Below are 16,216 nucleotides of genomic sequence, written 5' to 3' on the forward strand. Positions count from 1 at the left end.
ATACAACAAAAAGAGAAAGGAGGAATGGTAATGAAAAGAGGTTGTGTGATTGGCTATGACATCAATGAGAAGGGCTGCCAGATCAGCTATTATGACGACTCTATGGAAGAGCCGGATACAATGATGGCTTCGTCCAATAATTACCTGATTCCTCTTGTATTGGGATATTTTAAAGACCGCTGGGTATTTGGAAAAGAGGCAAAAAGACTGGCGGTCGTAGGAGAAGACTGCACGGAGACGGACCTTTATGGAAAGGCAAAGCGCCGCGAGAAAGTAAGCCTTGCCGGCAAGACTTATGATGCAGTGTGGCTCCTTGCAAAATACATCAGTCTGACACTTCAGGATTTTGAAAATATTCAGTATCTGACATTTACAACTCCGGAGACGGACGTGGATATGGCGAAGATGCTCAAAGGGATCGGTCAACATATTGGCGTAGATAAGGAAATCATCAATGTTCAGGATTATAAAGAAAGCTTTTGCCAGTATATGATTTTTCAGCCAAAAGAATTATGGCAGTATGAATCTGCACTGTTCTATTGTGATGAAGATCGAATCAAGGCATATATGCTTCGAAGGCTCCGAGTGGATGCAAGCCACGGCATGAATTCATTTGTGACAGTCGATGAAGTGGCAAATGCCCAGAGAAAGGAACTGGAAGCGCTTTATCCGATTATGAATAAGGAAAAGAGCCCGGACGAAAGTTTCAAGTCTATGATTGAAAATGTGTTCGAAAAAAAGGTTATTTCTTCGGTATATTTAACGGGAGAAGGATTTGAGAAGAACTGGTACCCGAATTCTCTCCGGGTGCTTTGTAACGGCAGACGTGCCTTTATGGGAAATAATCTTTACAGCAAGGGAGCCTGCTATAAATCTATCCGGAAATGTGAGCCAAATGATGACGGACCGATTTATTTAGATGAGACAAAACTGACAGAGAGGATTTGTCTGCGTATGCGTGTGGATGGTCAGGAGGGGTGGTATCCGCTTGTGACATGGGGAACGCATTGGTATGAAGCAGATGGACAGTGGGAAGTGCTCCTGGAGGACGCTTCTGATATTGAAATTTTAGTGGAAAGTCTGGTAGACGAAGAAGTACAGGTGGAGAAAGTATCGCTGGAAGGTCTTCCGAAGAGAACAGATTATTCTTTAAGACTTCAAGTAGAGGTTATGTTTTTAGATGAACGTACCTGTAAATTGACATTTCGCGATGTGGGATTTGGCGAATTCTTCACCCCGACAGATTTCCGGGTGGAGAAGACAATTCAGTTAGGAGGAATCAATGGGCAGTTTAATTCTATGTCATAGTAAACGTGCAAAGCGCCCGTACGAGATTTCCCGGGTGCATATGCGAATTTATACAATTGAAGAATTATGTTATTATCTGTGTAATAATTTGTATTTAATTGATTATACAATTATGAACCGTAGACTGTGTGACTGGTTGGAAGACGAACTTGGTCTTGCAAAAATGGCAGAGGATCTGCGCCGTGATCTGGATCAGAATGCGACATTAGAAGAGTTCGTACTTACAATATTGAAAGGATCTGTGATTTATGCACCATCAGAGATCGTGAAGATTCAGAATCTTTTGGAACAGCTGAAAAACCAAAGAGATGTAGAACGTGCGAAGTATAAGGCGGACAGTTTAATGAAATCAGGAGAATATGAGTCTGCGATTTTGGTATATCAATCCATTTTAAGTCAGGACTGGGATGAGTCCGTGAATAAAAAATTCTATGGAAAAATATACGGCTGTCTCGGTAGCGCTTATGGATACCTGTTTCTTTATAAAGAAGCAGCACTGATGTTTAAGGAGGCTTACAGCATCTGTGAGGAAGAAGATATGCTGAAAGCATATATTTATTGCTGCTATCGGGGACTTCCGGAAAAAGATTATGTAAAAATGTTATCCGGGAATTCGATGTTTCTTTCAATGTCTGCAAAGATTAAAGCAGAGATGGAGGAAGCAAAGAAGGAAAATGATCTGGATTTTTCTGATGAGAAGCTGATTACGTGGAAAAGCGAGAACCGCAGGATTGACAAGAAGTCCTGAATATGTTACTATAACAAAGCGATTTAGCGTGGTAAAGTAATCAATTGGTAAATTGATAAAAGATTACACCGCATCGAAAAGCAATAGGAGATTCGAAAGAAAAAGGTATTTCTCGAGGTTGAATTCGAATCGGGATTTGCGAAAAAAGCTTTGAGTTCAGGAGGATAATAAAGATGAAAAAGAGAGCTGCACTTTTAGTTGCACTTTCACTGGCAGTTGTTACGGTTCTTGCCGGCTGTGGTGGAAAGGACAGTAGTAAATCGGCAGATTCAAAAGACTCTGCAGCTACATTTGAAGAAAAAAAAGAAGGAGATACATTTACGGTAGGATTCGATCAGGATTTTCCGCCGATGGGATTTGTAGGAGACGACGGTGAGTATACAGGATTTGATTTAGAGCTGGCCAAGGAAGTATGTGACCGCAATGGCTGGGAATTCAATCCGGAACCGATTGCCTGGGATTCTAAAGATGCACTTTTGAAATCCGGAGAGATTGACTGTATCTGGAACGGATTTACCATGAATGGAAGAGAAGATGAATATACATGGTCAGAGCCTTATCTTGATAATCAGCAGGTATTTGTCGTAAGAGCAGATTCTGGAATCAATTCCGAAAAGGATCTTGCAGGAAAGACTGTTGATGTACAGACAGATTCTTCCGCAGAGGCAGCATTAAAAGATAATACAGAACTTAGCTCTACATTTTCAACAGAGATCATTCCAGATTACAATACAGGATTTATGAATCTGGAATCAGGAGCTGTTGATGCTGTCGCAATGGATATTGTAGTAGCAAAGTATCAGATTGAATCACGTTCTGCGGAATTTAAGATTCTCGATTATGAAATTGCTTCTGAGCAGTACGGAGTTGGATTTGCAAAAGGAAATGATGCTGTAAAAGATCAGGTTCAGAAGACGCTGGAAGAGATGGCGGCAGACGGAACACTTGCAAAGATTTCTACAAAATGGTTTGGTGAAGATATCACAACAATTGGAAAATAAATAAACAGACTAACTGGAAAGACCGGGTCGTCCTGAAAACGGGTGGCCCGTTTTTCTTGAAAAGCGATGACAATGATTCGCGAGGAGGAATTTTGGTATGGCAACATCAGTCATGTTACAAAAATTAGGAGAAGGAATGGTTACGTCACTGTGGATATTTGCAGCGACATTGATATTTTCTCTGCCGTTAGGACTTTTGATCTCTTTTGGCAGAATGTCAAAGAATAAGATTATCAGTACGATTTTTAAACTTTATATATCAGTGATGAGAGGAACTCCGCTGATGCTTCAGCTTATGGTGATCTATTTTGGACCGTTTTATATTTTGGGTGTACAGATTTCCCAGTCCTGGAAGAATATGGCTGTGGCAATTGGATTTGTACTGAACTATGCAGCATATTTTGCAGAAATTTATCGCGGGGGAATTGAGTCTATGCCGCAAGGACAGTATGAAGCTGCCAAGATACTTGGATACACAAAGGCTCAGACGTTCATAAGAATTATTCTTCCGCAGGTCATTAAACGAATCCTTCCGGCAATTACAAATGAGACCATTACACTTGTAAAGGATACATCTCTTGCATTTACAATCGGTGTGACAGAGATGTTTACGATGGCAAAAGCACTTGCTTCCGGCCAGGTATCCATGCTCCCATATGCATTTGCGGCTCTATTCTATTACATACTGAATCTTGTGGTTGCATTTATTATGGAACGGATTGAGAAGAAAATGAATTATTATCGGTAGGAGGAAAAGTCATGAGTCTTCTGGAAATAAAAAATGTGAAGAAAAATTTTGGAGGAGTGGAAGTATTAAAAGACATTTCTCTAAAAGTAGATAAAGGAGAAGTGCTTGGAATTATCGGGCCATCCGGTTCCGGAAAATCTACACTTCTTCGTTGCGCAACAGGACTTGAGACACCGGATGATGGAGAAATCAATTATGATGGAACATTTGGACTTGTGTTTCAGAATTTCAATTTGTTTCCACATTATTCGGTTATGAAGAATATCACAGATGCACCGCTTCGTGTGCAAAAGAGAAAGAAAGAGGAAGTGTACAAAGAGGCGAGAGAGCTGCTTGCGAAGATGGGACTTTCTGATAAGGAAAACGCTTATCCGTATCAGCTTTCGGGTGGGCAGCAGCAGAGAGTATCGATTGCCCGTGCACTTGCTATGAATCCGGATATTCTGTTTTTTGATGAACCGACCTCAGCACTGGATCCGGAGCTTACCGGCGAGATTCTGAAAGTCATCAAAGATCTGGCTGCAGAGCACATGACAATGGTGATCGTTACACATGAAATGAATTTTGCAAAAAATGTTTCAGATCATGTAATTTTCATGGATAACGGTTATATTGCTGTGGAAGGAACGCCGGAGGAAGTATTTGGTTCTTCTAACGAAAGAATGAAAGAATTCCTTGGAAAATTTAGAGAAAACTAATAAATGGGGTCTTAATATTAATAATACTAATAAATAAACCAAAATAAAAATAATGACTGAGTAAGACTTAAGGGCAGGTGGGGCAATTGCATTTCCATCTGCCTTGTATTATACTTAAAAACATCTGATGACTGATAGGAAGAAGGAGTTACATTCATGAGCAACTATGAGAAGATAACAACAGGTATGGGTGAAGAATGTGGTGTATTCGGAGCATATGATATGGATGGAGGAGATGTAGCACCATCTGTATATTATGGTTTATTTGCTTTGCAGCACAGAGGACAGGAAAGCTGTGGAATTGCAGTGACAGACACATACGGAGAGCGCAAAGTTCATTCGAAGAAGGGGCTTGGCCTTGTAAACGAAGTGTTTGATGAGGAAGCCTTAGAAGGGTTGAAAGGTAATCTTGGTGTCGGACATGTCCGTTATTCAACTGCAGGGGCAACGAAGGTAGAAAATGCTATGCCACTTGTGCTGAACTATGTGAAAGGTACTCTGGCAATTGCCCATAATGGTAATCTGACAAATGCTGTGGAGCTTCGTCATGAACTGGAATATACAGGAGCGATTTTCCAGACGACCATTGACTCAGAAGTAATCGCGTATCATATTGCAAGAGAACGACTGAAGACGGCAAAAGCAGAGGAAGCTGTCCGTAATGCCATGCAAAAGATAGAAGGTGCTTACGCACTGGTTGTGATTTCTCCAAGAAAAATGATTGGAGCGAGAGATCCGTTCGGACTACGTCCGCTTTGTATCGGAAAAAGAGACAATACATATTTTCTTGCATCAGAGAGCTGTGCGATCGCAGCAGTAGGCGGCGAATTTGTAAGAGATGTAGAACCAGGTGAGATTGTAAGCTTTACAAAGAATGGCATTACATCAGATAAATCTATGGCAATCTCTCCTAAGAAGCAGGCGAGATGTATTTTTGAGTATATTTATTTCGCTAGAACGGACAGTACAATTGATAAAGTTAATGTTTATCATTCTAGAATTACGGCAGGAAAAGCATTGGCACAGTCCTATCCGGTGGAGGCAGATCTTGTAGTTGGTGTGCCGGATTCCGGTCTGGTAGCTGCAAAAGGATATTCAGAAGAGTCAGGAATTCCTTATGGTATGGCTTTTCATAAGAATAGTTATGTGGGAAGAACATTTATCAAACCAAAGCAGAGCCAGAGGGAGAGCAGTGTTAAGATTAAACTAAATGTTATCGAGGAAGTAGTAAAAGGAAAGAGAATTGTCATGGTCGATGATTCTATCGTACGTGGTACAACCTGTGCGAATATTATAAAAATGCTGAAAAAGGCAGGAGCAACAGAAGTTCATGTAAGAATTAGTTCTCCACCGTTTTTACATCCTTGTTATTTTGGAACGGATGTACCGTCCAATGATCAGCTTATTGCACATTCTCATACGACGGATGAAATTCGCGAGATGATCGGTGCTGACTCACTGGGGTATATGAAAATCGATAAGTTGAAAGATATGGTCGGAGAACTGGCGTATTGTGATGCATGCTTTACTGGAAATTATCCGATGAAAGTTCCGACAGAGGACATTTCTCATGCATTTGATTAATTGTGAAATGTGATTTTTTATTAAATGTGTTGATAGCAGGAGAAGGTATCCTGTATAATGATAATGTAGAAATAATATGTGAAGAAATCACTTAAATGTGGTATATCAGGGAGGAAGAAAAATGAGCTACGATAGATATGTAAGCCCGCTTTCAGAGCGCTACGCAAGTAAGGAGATGCAGTATGTATTTTCACCGGATAAAAAGTTTAAGACGTGGAGAAGGCTCTGGATCGCTCTGGCAGAGACAGAAAAAGAACTGGGACTGTCCATTACACAGGAGCAGATCGATGAACTGAAAGCTCACGCAGAAGATATCAATTATGAGGTGGCAAAAGAACGTGAGAAAGTTGTGCGCCACGATGTAATGTCTCATGTGTATGCATATGGACAGCAGTGTCCGAAGGCGAAAGGAATTATTCATCTGGGAGCAACTTCATGCTATGTAGGAGATAATACAGATATTATTGTAATGTCTGAGGCACTTGAAATTGTAAGAAAAAAACTGATAAATGTTATTGCAGAACTTGCAAAATTTGCGGATAATTATAAAAATCAGCCGACACTTGCCTTTACACATTTTCAGCCGGCACAGCCGACGACGGTTGGAAAGCGTGCAACACTTTGGATGCAGGAATTTCTGATGGATCTTCAGGATCTGGAATATGTAAAAAGTACATTAAAGCTTCTTGGCTCTAAGGGAACGACCGGAACTCAGGCAAGCTTTTTGGAACTTTTTGATGGAGATCAGGAAAAAATCGATCAGATTGATCCGATGATCGCAAAGAAGCTTGGGTTCGAAGCATGTTATCCGGTATCAGGACAGACTTATTCCAGAAAAGTTGATACAAGAGTACTGAATGTACTGGCAGGAATTGCAGCCAGTGCACACAAATTCTCCAATGACATTCGCCTGCTCCAGCATTTGAAAGAAGTAGAGGAACCGTTTGAGAAGACGCAGATAGGATCATCTGCTATGGCATACAAGAGAAATCCGATGAGAAGTGAGCGTATTGCATCTCTTTCCAGATATGTGATGATTGATGCACTTAATCCTGCGATCACATCTGCAACACAGTGGTTCGAGAGAACACTTGATGATTCTGCAAATAAGAGACTCAGCGTTCCAGAAGGATTCCTTGCAATTGATGGTATCCTGGATCTTTGTCTGAATGTTGTAGATGGACTGGTTGTATATCCGAAGGTGATTGAGAAACGGCTAATGTCTGAACTTCCGTTCATGGCAACTGAGAATATTATGATGGATGCAGTAAAAGCAGGCGGAGACAGACAGGAACTCCATGAGAGAATCCGTGAGCTTTCTATGGAGGCCGGACGTAATGTGAAGGAAAAAGGTCTGGATAACAACTTGCTTGACCTGATTGCAGCAGATCCGGCATTTGGTCTGAATGAGGAAGAGTTAAAGAAGACGATGGATCCGGCAAAATATGTTGGACGCGCGCCGCTTCAGGTGGAAAATTTCCTGAAAAAAGTTGTGGATCCAGTTCTGGAAGCTAATAAAGATGTGCTTGGCATGACAGCAGAAATTAATGTATAAATATACAGAAAAATGTATTAAGAAGCGAGGAAACTCGCTTCTTTTTTAGTCCATTTTTGCAAATTGTCAAAATTAATCACTGTTTATATTAAAATTGGTTGCAAATTTTGTGCTAATAAACTATAATTCTATGTAAAAGAAGTTAGCAAGTTACAAATAACTTCGCAAAACTTCAAAATGTAACTAATGATGTCTATCTAAAGTGAAAAGGGGGAAACTATATGGAGACATTAAATAACATTGTATTGACAATTCAGAACTACATGTCAAACTACATTTTGGTAATTGCACTTCTTGGAGCAGGTCTTTGGTTCTCAATCAGACTTGGTTTTATCCAGGTTCGGGGATTTGGCGAAAGTATGAGAAGAACTTTTGGCGGTCTGTTCAGTAAGAAAGGAAAAGCAGGAAAAGACGGAATGTCTTCTTTCCAGGCGCTTGCGACAGCAATTGCAGCACAGGTAGGAACTGGTAATATCGCCGGAGCGGCAACAGCACTTGCAATTGGTGGAGCTGGAGCAATCTTCTGGATGTGGATCGCAGCATTCCTCGGAATGGCAACCATTTATGCAGAGGCTATCATGGCTCAGAAGTATAAGACGGTCGGAGCCGATGGACAAGTTACAGGAGGTCCGGTATACTACATAAGAGCAGCGTTCAAAGGAACATTTGGAAAAGTCCTTGCTGGAATTTTTGCAGTATTGATTACACTGGCGCTCGGATTCATGGGTAATGCCGTACAGTCCAACTCTATCGCAGCAGCATTCCATACAGCATTCGGTATTCCGCAGTGGATTATGGGTCTGGCCGTAGCAGTGATTGCGCTTTTCGTATTCGCAGGTGGTATCGAACGTATTGCGAAAGTAACAGAGACAGTCGTACCATTTATGGCAGCTCTTTACATTGTAGGCGCCCTGATCATTATCATTTACAACTACAAGAATATCCCATATGCATTTGCATCTATCTTTGTAGGAGCATTTGCTCCACAGTCTGTAGTCGGTGGTGCTGCCGGTGCAACTGTAAAATTAGCACTTACAAAAGGTGTCGCAAGAGGATTGTTCTCTAATGAAGCTGGTATGGGATCTACGCCGCATGCTCATGCAGTAGCAAAGGTTAATCACCCGGTAGAACAGGGATTTGTGGCTATGGCTGGTGTATTTATTGATACATTTATCGTACTGAATCTGACAGCACTTGTTATCCTGACAACAAAGTCTATTCCTACAGGGCTTACAGGAGCGGAACTTAGCCAGTATGCGTTCTCTACATTATATGGAAAAGGTGGAAATGTATTCATTGCAATTTGCATGTTCTTCTTCGCATTTTCAACCATTATCGGATGGTACTTCTTTGGTCAGGCAAATGTAAAATATCTGTTTGGTCCAAAAGCAGTGAAGATTTACTCTGTATTAGCAGCGTGCTGCGTATTCCTTGGATCACTTGCAGAAGTTGATCTTGTTTGGAATATGGCAGATTGCTTCAACTCCTTGATGGTAATCCCGAATATCCTTGCATTGTTTGCATTGAGCAAGGTAATCAGCCAGGTACATAAAGATTACTTCACCAACTTTAACAAAGCAAAATAAACTAATTAATAAAAACATAAGCTAAGATAGTGTTAAGAAAAGAAGTCCGGCAGAATTAAAACTGCCGGGCTTCTTTAATGTTAAAAACTGGTTGGTTAATTTAAAATAATAATGCATATATATTCAGAAAATAGTGATTAATGTATTACAATAAAAGAATATATATAAGAAAAAACTAAAACAAATAAAAAATAATCATTGTTTACAGAAAATTCTATTGAAAAAAAGATTTATTTCGGTTATACTAAAACTCGAGAAGCACGAATACATTATTACAAATGTCTTTCGAAAAGGAAAAAAGGGGGTCGTTTTATGGAGACATTAAATAACATTGTATTGACGATTCAGAATTACATGTCAAACTACGTACTGATTATTGCACTGTTAGGTGCGGGCCTTTGGTTCTCATTCAGACTTGGGTTTATCCAGGTAAGAGGATTTGGCGAAGGAATGAAAAGAACTTTTGGCGGTCTGTTCAGTAAGAAAGGAGAAGCCGGAGCGGATGGAATGTCATCATTCCAGGCGTTGGCAACAGCAATTGCAGCACAGGTAGGAACCGGTAATATTGCCGGAGCGGCAACAGCACTTGCAATTGGAGGACCTGGAGCAATCTTCTGGATGTGGATCGCAGCATTCCTTGGAATGGCAACTATCTATGCAGAAGCGATTATGGCACAGAAGTATAAGACGGTCGGAGCGGACGGACAGGTCACAGGAGGACCGGTTTACTACATAAGAGCAGCATTCAAGGGGACGTTTGGAAAAGTTCTTGCTGGAATTTTTGCAATACTGATTACACTTGCACTTGGATTTATGGGTAATGCAGTACAGTCTAACTCTATTGCGGCATCATTCCATACAGCGTTTGGTATTCCACAGTGGATTATGGGTCTTGTAGTAGCAGTAATCGCAATTTTCGTATTCATGGGTGGTATGAAACGAATTGCAAAAGTTACGGAGACAATTGTTCCGTTTATGGCAGCATTATATATTATCGGCTCATTAATCGTAATTATTTACAACTATAAAAATATTCCTTATGCATTTGCATCTATCTTTATCGGCGCATTTTCTCCGAGCTCTGTAGTCGGTGGAGCAGCCGGTGCAACTGTGAAGCTTGCACTTACAAAAGGTGTAGCAAGAGGATTGTTCTCTAACGAAGCTGGTATGGGATCCACACCACATGCGCATGCAGTAGCTAAAGTGGATCATCCGGTAGAACAGGGATTTGTAGCTATGACAGGTGTATTTATTGATACATTCGTTGTACTGAATCTGACAGCGCTTGTTATCCTGACAACGAAATCTATCCCGAGCGGAAAGACAGGAGCAGAACTTAGCCAGTATGCATTCTCTACATTATATGGAAAAGGCGGAGACATCTTCGTAGCCATCTGTATGTTCTTCTTCGCTTTTTCTACTATCATAGGATGGTATTTCTTTGGTCAGGCTAATATCAAATATTTGTTTGGACCGAAAGCAGTGAAAATCTATTCTGCAGCTGCAGCGGTTTGTGTGTTCCTTGGATCACTTGCAGAAGTTGATCTTGTATGGAATATGGCAGATTGTTTCAATTCTTTGATGGTAGTACCAAATATTCTTGCATTATTTGCGCTGAGTAAAGTAATCAGCCAGGTGCATGAAGATTACTTTAAAAACTTTAAAAAGAAAAATAATTCATAGATGGTGTCAATAAATAATTGAATAATTGATAGTAGAATCAGTAAACTCCAGTTGCAAATAAACTGGAGTTTACTGTGATAAAGCACTAAATTAAGGAGTGCTAATAAATAAAAGTAGAACATCTTATAATAAAAAGGCAAAATTGTTTGTGAACTAATAGAATATTGTGAAAAACTGAATATATTATTTATAGACAAAACAAATGCAATGGCAATTGTGACCAAAAAGGGACATTGCGAAATGTGCATAATGACTAAAAAAAGAAAGTTATGGCAAAAGGGTTGCAAATAAATTAACAATACGTTATTATAGATACAGGCAATGGGAGATATTCATTGTCTCTATAAAATAAAAGTGAATAGCGGGATGATCTTTCTTAAGAGAGAGTCTTTACTAAAGAAGACCGCCGAAGAGGCAAGCCAAGGTATGTTGGTGAACATATCAGGGGTGAAACTTTCAGGCAAAAGGACTGAGAAAGGGACTGCGTTCTGAATCTTGTGTTGAAGAGAAAGGCTATCTAAGAAGGACGGTCAAGACAAAAGACAGAAAGGCGATGCACACACAATATTGGTGTTGTATCGTCTTTTTTTAATCCTACCGGATAGCTGGGAAGAATGACACAATACTTATTTCATCTATGTAAGAAATCAAAAATGGAAGGCGGATAAAAAATGAAGAAAGATTACATTATAATAACGAACAATCCATTAGTTCCACAGATGCTTGATGAAGAGCATGAAGTGGATTATAGTGAGATTTCTTATGAGGATGTATTGGGGAAAGTTAGAGACAGAATACACGAAGGACATTTGCTTTTATCACATCCATTATCTGGAAGCGTGAAGCCGAATGAAACACCATATAAGTCGGTTATGATCTCACGTAAAGCCGGAAAACTGGATGAGAGGTCACTGTCAATTATAGAAGGAGCCATAAGATCCTGTGCAAAGTTTGAATTCAAGTCAGAAAAGTACAGAGAATTCATGCCAGAAACATTCAAAGACTTCCAGTTAATTGACTGGACCCTGTTACAAAGCGCTATTTCATCCGCAGATGTGTGGTAGGTCGAGTAGCGAGAGGTTGTTAAAGCATTTAGCTTACACAATAATATCAAAATTCTTGAAGGAGGGAACCATAAGTGAGAAGATTGGAAATGGGACACATTTACATTAAGGATATCCAGTTCGCAGCAGAGTCTAAGATCGAAGATGGAATTCTTTATGTAAACAAAGAAGCTGTAGAGGCTGTTGCTCTTGAGGATGAGCACATTAAGAGCGTATCATTTGATATTGCTAGACCAGGTGAGTCAGTGAGAATCACACCGGTTAAAGACGTTATCGAGCCACGTGTAAAGGTTGAAGGAAGAGGAGGAGTCTTCCCGGGAGTAATCAACAAAGTAGATACAGTTGGTGAAGGAAAAACTTATGCATTAAAAGGAATGGCTGTTGTTACAGCTGGTAAGATCGTTGGATTCCAGGAAGGTATCATCGATATGACAGGTGTTGGAGCACAGTATACACCATTCTCAAAAACATTAAATCTTGTTATGGTATGTGAGCCAGTTGATAACATCAAACAGCATGATTATGAGAAAGCTGTTCGTTTCGCTGGATTCAGAGTTGCTGTATATCTTGGGGAATTAGCACGTGATCTTACACCAGATGAGACAAAGGTTTATGAGACATACGGGGTTATGGAAGGAAAAGAAAAATTCCCAGATCTTCCGAGAGTTGCTTATGTACAGATGTTACAGAGCCAGGGACTTCTTCATGACACATATGTATACGGAGTAGATGCTAAGAAGACACTTTCTACTCTGATGACACCAACAGAGATCATGGACGGAGCTATCGTATCCGGTAACTGTGTATCTGCTTGTGATAAAAACCCAACATATGTTCACGAGAATAACCCGGTTATTCACGATTTGTTCGAGGAGCATGGTAAAACTATTAACTTTGTTTGCCACATCCTTACAAATGAGAACGTTTACCTTGCAGACAAGATGCGTTCTTCTGACTGGACAGCAAAACTTTGCCGTTTCTTAGACCTGGATGCTGTAATCGTATCTCAGGAGGGATTCGGTAACCCAGATACAGACCTTATCATGAATACAAAGAAAATTGAGGCTGAAGGCGTTAAGACTGTTATCATTACAGATGAGTATGCTGGACGTGATGGAAAATCTCAGTCACTTGCTGACTCTGATCCGGCTGCAGATGCTGTAGTAACAGGCGGAAATGCTAATGAGCTGATTCACCTTCCAAAACTTGATAAAGTTATCGGAACTTTAGACTATGTTAATGTTATCGCTGGTGCCAGCGACAAGACTCTTCAGGAGGACGGATCTCTTGAAGTTGAGATTCAGGTTATGACTGGCGCAACAAACGAGACAGGATTCAACGTACTGAGTGCACGATAGAAAGGGAGGACGAATCATAATGAGTAAAATTAGAGTTGTACATTATATCAACCAGTTCTTCGCTAATATCGGTGGAGAAGAAAAAGCAGATTACCCTGCAGAGCTTCGCGTAGGAGAGGTCGTAGGACCAGGACTCGCTCTTGCTCAGAAATTTGGAGATGAAGCTGAGATCGTTGCTACAATCGTATGTGGTGACTCTTACTTCAACGAGAATCTTGAAAAAGCTAAAGCTGAGATTCTTGAGATGGTTAAAGGACAGAATGCTGATCTGTTCATCGCTGGACCTGCATTCAACGCAGGACGTTACGGAGTTGCTTGCGGAACAGTTTGCGATATGATCAAAGAGGAGCTTGGAATCCCGGTAGTTACAGGAATGTACGTTGAGAATCCAGGTGCTGATATGTTCAAAGACAAAGTATACATTGTTCCTACAAAGAACAGTGCAGCTGGTATGAGAGATGCAATTGGAAAATTAGCTCCACTTGCTATGAAACTTGCTAAAGGTGAGAAGATTGGTGCTTCTTGCGAAGACAACTACATGCCAAACGGTATCCGTGTAAACTTATTCGAGGAGAAACGTGGATCAAAACGTGCTGTTGAGATGCTTCTTAAGAAGATTGCTGGTAAGCCATTCGTAACAGAGTTCCCAATGCCGACATTCGACAAGGTTGCTCCACAGCCGGCTATCAAAGATCTTAGCAAAGCTACAATCGCTCTGTGTACATCCGGTGGTATTGTTCCGAAGGGTAATCCAGATCACATCGAGTCATCTAATGCTACAAGATATGGTGAGTATGACATTACAGGTGTTAACGATCTGACAGAGGAGACATACGAGACAGCTCATGGTGGATACGATCCGGTATACGCTAACGAGGATGCTGACCGTGTACTTCCAGTAGACGTTATGCGTGAGTTCGAGCGTGAGGGTGTTATTGGAAAACTTCACAATAAATTCTATACAACAGTTGGTAACGGAACAGCCGTATTATCAGCTAAAGCATTCGCTGATGAGTATGCTCAGAAGCTGATCGCTGATGGTGTTGATGCAGTTATCATGACCTCCACTTGAGGTACCTGTACACGTTGCGGTGCAACGATGGTAAAAGCTATTGAAGCTGCAGGACTTCCAGTAGTTCATATGTGTACTGTAACTCCAATTTCTATGACAGTTGGAGCTAACAGAATCGTTCCTACAATCGCTATTCCACATCCACTTGGAAATCCGGAGCTGGATAAAGATGAGGAGTACGCACTTCGTAAATCCTTAGTTAAGAAAGCTCTTGAAGCTCTTACAACAGAGGTTGATAAACAGACAATTTTTGAGTAAAATTGTGCATTTTATAAAAAATATGCATTTCATTTTTGAAAACTATGTGCTATATTGTATGTAGCGTTATAGAATAAAAATGAAAAAAGGAGAATTTCGTTATGAGCAAAATTTATGACGTAATTGTCCTGGGTGCAGGTCCTGCTGGATTAGCAGCAGGACTGTACGCAGGAAGAAGTCGCTTATCAGTTCTTATCGTTGAGAAAGGACAGGATGGCGGACAGATTTCAATCACAGATGAGATTGAAAACTATCCTGGACAGATTGTAGATCAGCCGGAGTCAGGTCCGTCTCTGATTGCACGTATGACAGAGCAGGCTAAGAAGTTTGGGGCTGAGCGTGTATCTGACACAATCAAAGAAGTTTCACTTGAGGGAGATGTAAAAGTCCTCAAAGGTGAAAAAGGTGAGTATCAGGCAAAGAATATTATCATTGCTACAGGTGCTCATGCAAGACCAATCGGCTGCAAGGGTGAGGCAGAGTTCCTTGGAAGAGGAGTTTCTTACTGCGCTACTTGTGACGCTAACTTCTTCGAGGATTTTGAGGTATATGTAGTAGGTGGTGGAGATTCCGCTGTTGAAGAGGCTATGTACCTTACAAAATTCGCTAGAAAAGTTACAATCATTCACAGACGTGATGAGCTGCGTGCAGCAAAATCCATTCAGGAGAAAGCTTTCAAAAACGACAAACTTCACTTTATGTGGGATACAGTTGTTGAGGAAGTTGGAGGAGATGGAATCCTTTCCTGGATGACAGTTAAGAATGTGAAAACTGGAGAAGTTACTAAGATTGAAGCTGACGAAGACGACGGAATGTTCGGAGTATTCGGATTCATCGGTACTATTCCTAATTCTGACATCTTCAAGGGAAGTGTTGAGATGGATGAAAGAGGATATATTCCAACTGATGCGGACATGCATACAAATATCCCAGGCGTATACGCTGCTGGTGATGTACGCGTGAAGAGCCTGAGACAGGTTGTTACTGCTGCAGCTGACGGAGCGATCGCTGCAGTTATGGTAGAGAGAAGCATGGCGTAGAGTATATATTCTATTTCATAAATAAGACTTAAAAGGAGGATCAGACCAATGATAGAAGTAGATAAGAATACGTTCCAGACAGAGGTTCTGGAAGCTGAAGGATATGTATTCGTTGACTTTTTCGGTGACGGATGTGTTCCTTGTGCAGCACTTATGCCAAAGGTACATGAGTTCGCTGACACATACGGAGATAAACTTAAGTTTACATCTCTGAATACAACAAAGGCTCGTCGTCTGGCAATCGGCCAGAAGATTCTTGGCCTTCCGGTTATGGCAATCTACAAAGATGGAGAAAAAGTAGATGAGCTTGTAAAAGATGATTGTACACCGGAGACAATCGAAGCGATGATCAAGAAATACATCTAATAATTAGGTGAGTTCTTTGTCATATATATTTAAATAAACATGTTTTTTACCAAAAGAAAGGAGAAAGCATAATTATGGCTATTTTAGAGGGAAAAAAAGCAATAATTATCGGAGACCGTGATGGAATTCCGGGACCAGCTATCGCAG

The 16,216-nt window shown here is 40.7% G+C and carries 14 protein-coding genes, 1 pseudogene and 1 riboswitch; all 15 genes and pseudogenes read left to right on the plus strand.

Annotated features, from left to right (window positions below; all coding sequences use genetic code 11):
- Positions 1 to 30 precede the first annotated feature (30 nt).
- Positions 31 to 1,308 carry a DUF5716 family protein gene (locus LI164_RS13015; RefSeq protein ID WP_117607067.1) on the plus strand — a complete coding sequence of 426 codons (1,278 nt, stop codon included), beginning with the start codon at positions 31 to 33 and terminating at the stop codon, positions 1,306 to 1,308.
- A complete protein-coding gene (locus tag LI164_RS13020) occupies positions 1,283 to 2,056 on the plus strand; it encodes a hypothetical protein (protein ID WP_040015306.1) in 774 nt (257 codons plus the stop codon). The genes LI164_RS13015 and LI164_RS13020 overlap by 26 nt, the downstream gene beginning before the upstream one ends.
- Positions 2,057 to 2,229: 173 nt before the next feature.
- Complete coding sequence (locus tag LI164_RS13025) at positions 2,230 to 3,057, plus strand: amino acid ABC transporter substrate-binding protein (protein ID WP_005331262.1); 828 nt, start codon at positions 2,230 to 2,232, stop codon at positions 3,055 to 3,057.
- A gap of 97 nt (positions 3,058 to 3,154) precedes the next feature.
- Positions 3,155 to 3,805 (plus strand): amino acid ABC transporter permease, encoded by a 651-nt coding sequence (locus LI164_RS13030; protein WP_005331261.1) that lies wholly within the window; start codon positions 3,155 to 3,157, stop codon positions 3,803 to 3,805.
- Between the two features lie 11 nt (positions 3,806 to 3,816).
- Positions 3,817 to 4,503 (plus strand): amino acid ABC transporter ATP-binding protein, encoded by a 687-nt coding sequence (locus tag LI164_RS13035; protein ID WP_005331259.1) that lies wholly within the window; start codon positions 3,817 to 3,819, stop codon positions 4,501 to 4,503.
- A 156-nt stretch (positions 4,504 to 4,659) separates the two neighbouring features.
- Positions 4,660 to 6,087: an amidophosphoribosyltransferase gene (purF, locus tag LI164_RS13040; protein WP_005331258.1), complete on the plus strand. Its 1,428-nt coding sequence runs from the start codon at positions 4,660 to 4,662 to the stop codon at positions 6,085 to 6,087.
- A gap of 121 nt (positions 6,088 to 6,208) precedes the next feature.
- Complete coding sequence (purB, locus tag LI164_RS13045) at positions 6,209 to 7,642, plus strand: adenylosuccinate lyase (protein WP_005331257.1); 1,434 nt, start codon at positions 6,209 to 6,211, stop codon at positions 7,640 to 7,642.
- A gap of 221 nt (positions 7,643 to 7,863) precedes the next feature.
- On the plus strand, positions 7,864 to 9,228 hold the full coding sequence (locus LI164_RS13050) for a sodium:alanine symporter family protein (RefSeq protein WP_005331256.1): 1,365 nt from the start codon (positions 7,864 to 7,866) through the stop codon (positions 9,226 to 9,228).
- A gap of 312 nt (positions 9,229 to 9,540) precedes the next feature.
- Positions 9,541 to 10,911 (plus strand): sodium:alanine symporter family protein, encoded by a 1,371-nt coding sequence (locus LI164_RS13055; RefSeq protein WP_040015305.1) that lies wholly within the window; start codon positions 9,541 to 9,543, stop codon positions 10,909 to 10,911.
- A gap of 367 nt (positions 10,912 to 11,278) precedes the next feature.
- Positions 11,279 to 11,393: riboswitch (glycine riboswitch) on the plus strand.
- Positions 11,394 to 11,582: 189 nt separating this feature from the next.
- Positions 11,583 to 11,975 carry a GrdX family protein gene (locus LI164_RS13060; protein ID WP_005331254.1) on the plus strand — a complete coding sequence of 131 codons (393 nt, stop codon included), beginning with the start codon at positions 11,583 to 11,585 and terminating at the stop codon, positions 11,973 to 11,975.
- An 89-nt stretch (positions 11,976 to 12,064) separates the two neighbouring features.
- The gene (locus LI164_RS13065) at positions 12,065 to 13,333 is read left to right on the plus strand and encodes a glycine/sarcosine/betaine reductase component B subunit (protein WP_005331252.1); all 1,269 of its coding nucleotides are present in this window, start codon (positions 12,065 to 12,067) and stop codon (positions 13,331 to 13,333) included.
- Between the two features lie 19 nt (positions 13,334 to 13,352).
- Positions 13,353 to 14,663: a glycine reductase complex selenoprotein B gene (gene grdB / locus LI164_RS13070; protein WP_081445654.1), complete on the plus strand. Its 1,311-nt coding sequence runs from the start codon at positions 13,353 to 13,355 to the stop codon at positions 14,661 to 14,663.
- 101 nt (positions 14,664 to 14,764) lie between these two features.
- On the plus strand, positions 14,765 to 15,703 hold the full coding sequence (trxB, locus tag LI164_RS13075) for a thioredoxin-disulfide reductase (protein WP_005331246.1): 939 nt from the start codon (positions 14,765 to 14,767) through the stop codon (positions 15,701 to 15,703).
- A gap of 48 nt (positions 15,704 to 15,751) precedes the next feature.
- Complete coding sequence (locus tag LI164_RS13080) at positions 15,752 to 16,069, plus strand: co-chaperone YbbN (protein WP_005331244.1); 318 nt, start codon at positions 15,752 to 15,754, stop codon at positions 16,067 to 16,069.
- A gap of 74 nt (positions 16,070 to 16,143) precedes the next feature.
- A pseudogene (locus LI164_RS13085) lies at positions 16,144 to 16,216 on the plus strand (glycine/sarcosine/betaine reductase complex selenoprotein A); the annotation flags it as partial.

The sequence above is a fragment of the Dorea sp. 210702-DFI.3.125 genome, assembly GCF_020560945.1.
GTDB classification, from domain to species: domain Bacteria; phylum Bacillota; class Clostridia; order Lachnospirales; family Lachnospiraceae; genus Dorea; species Dorea formicigenerans.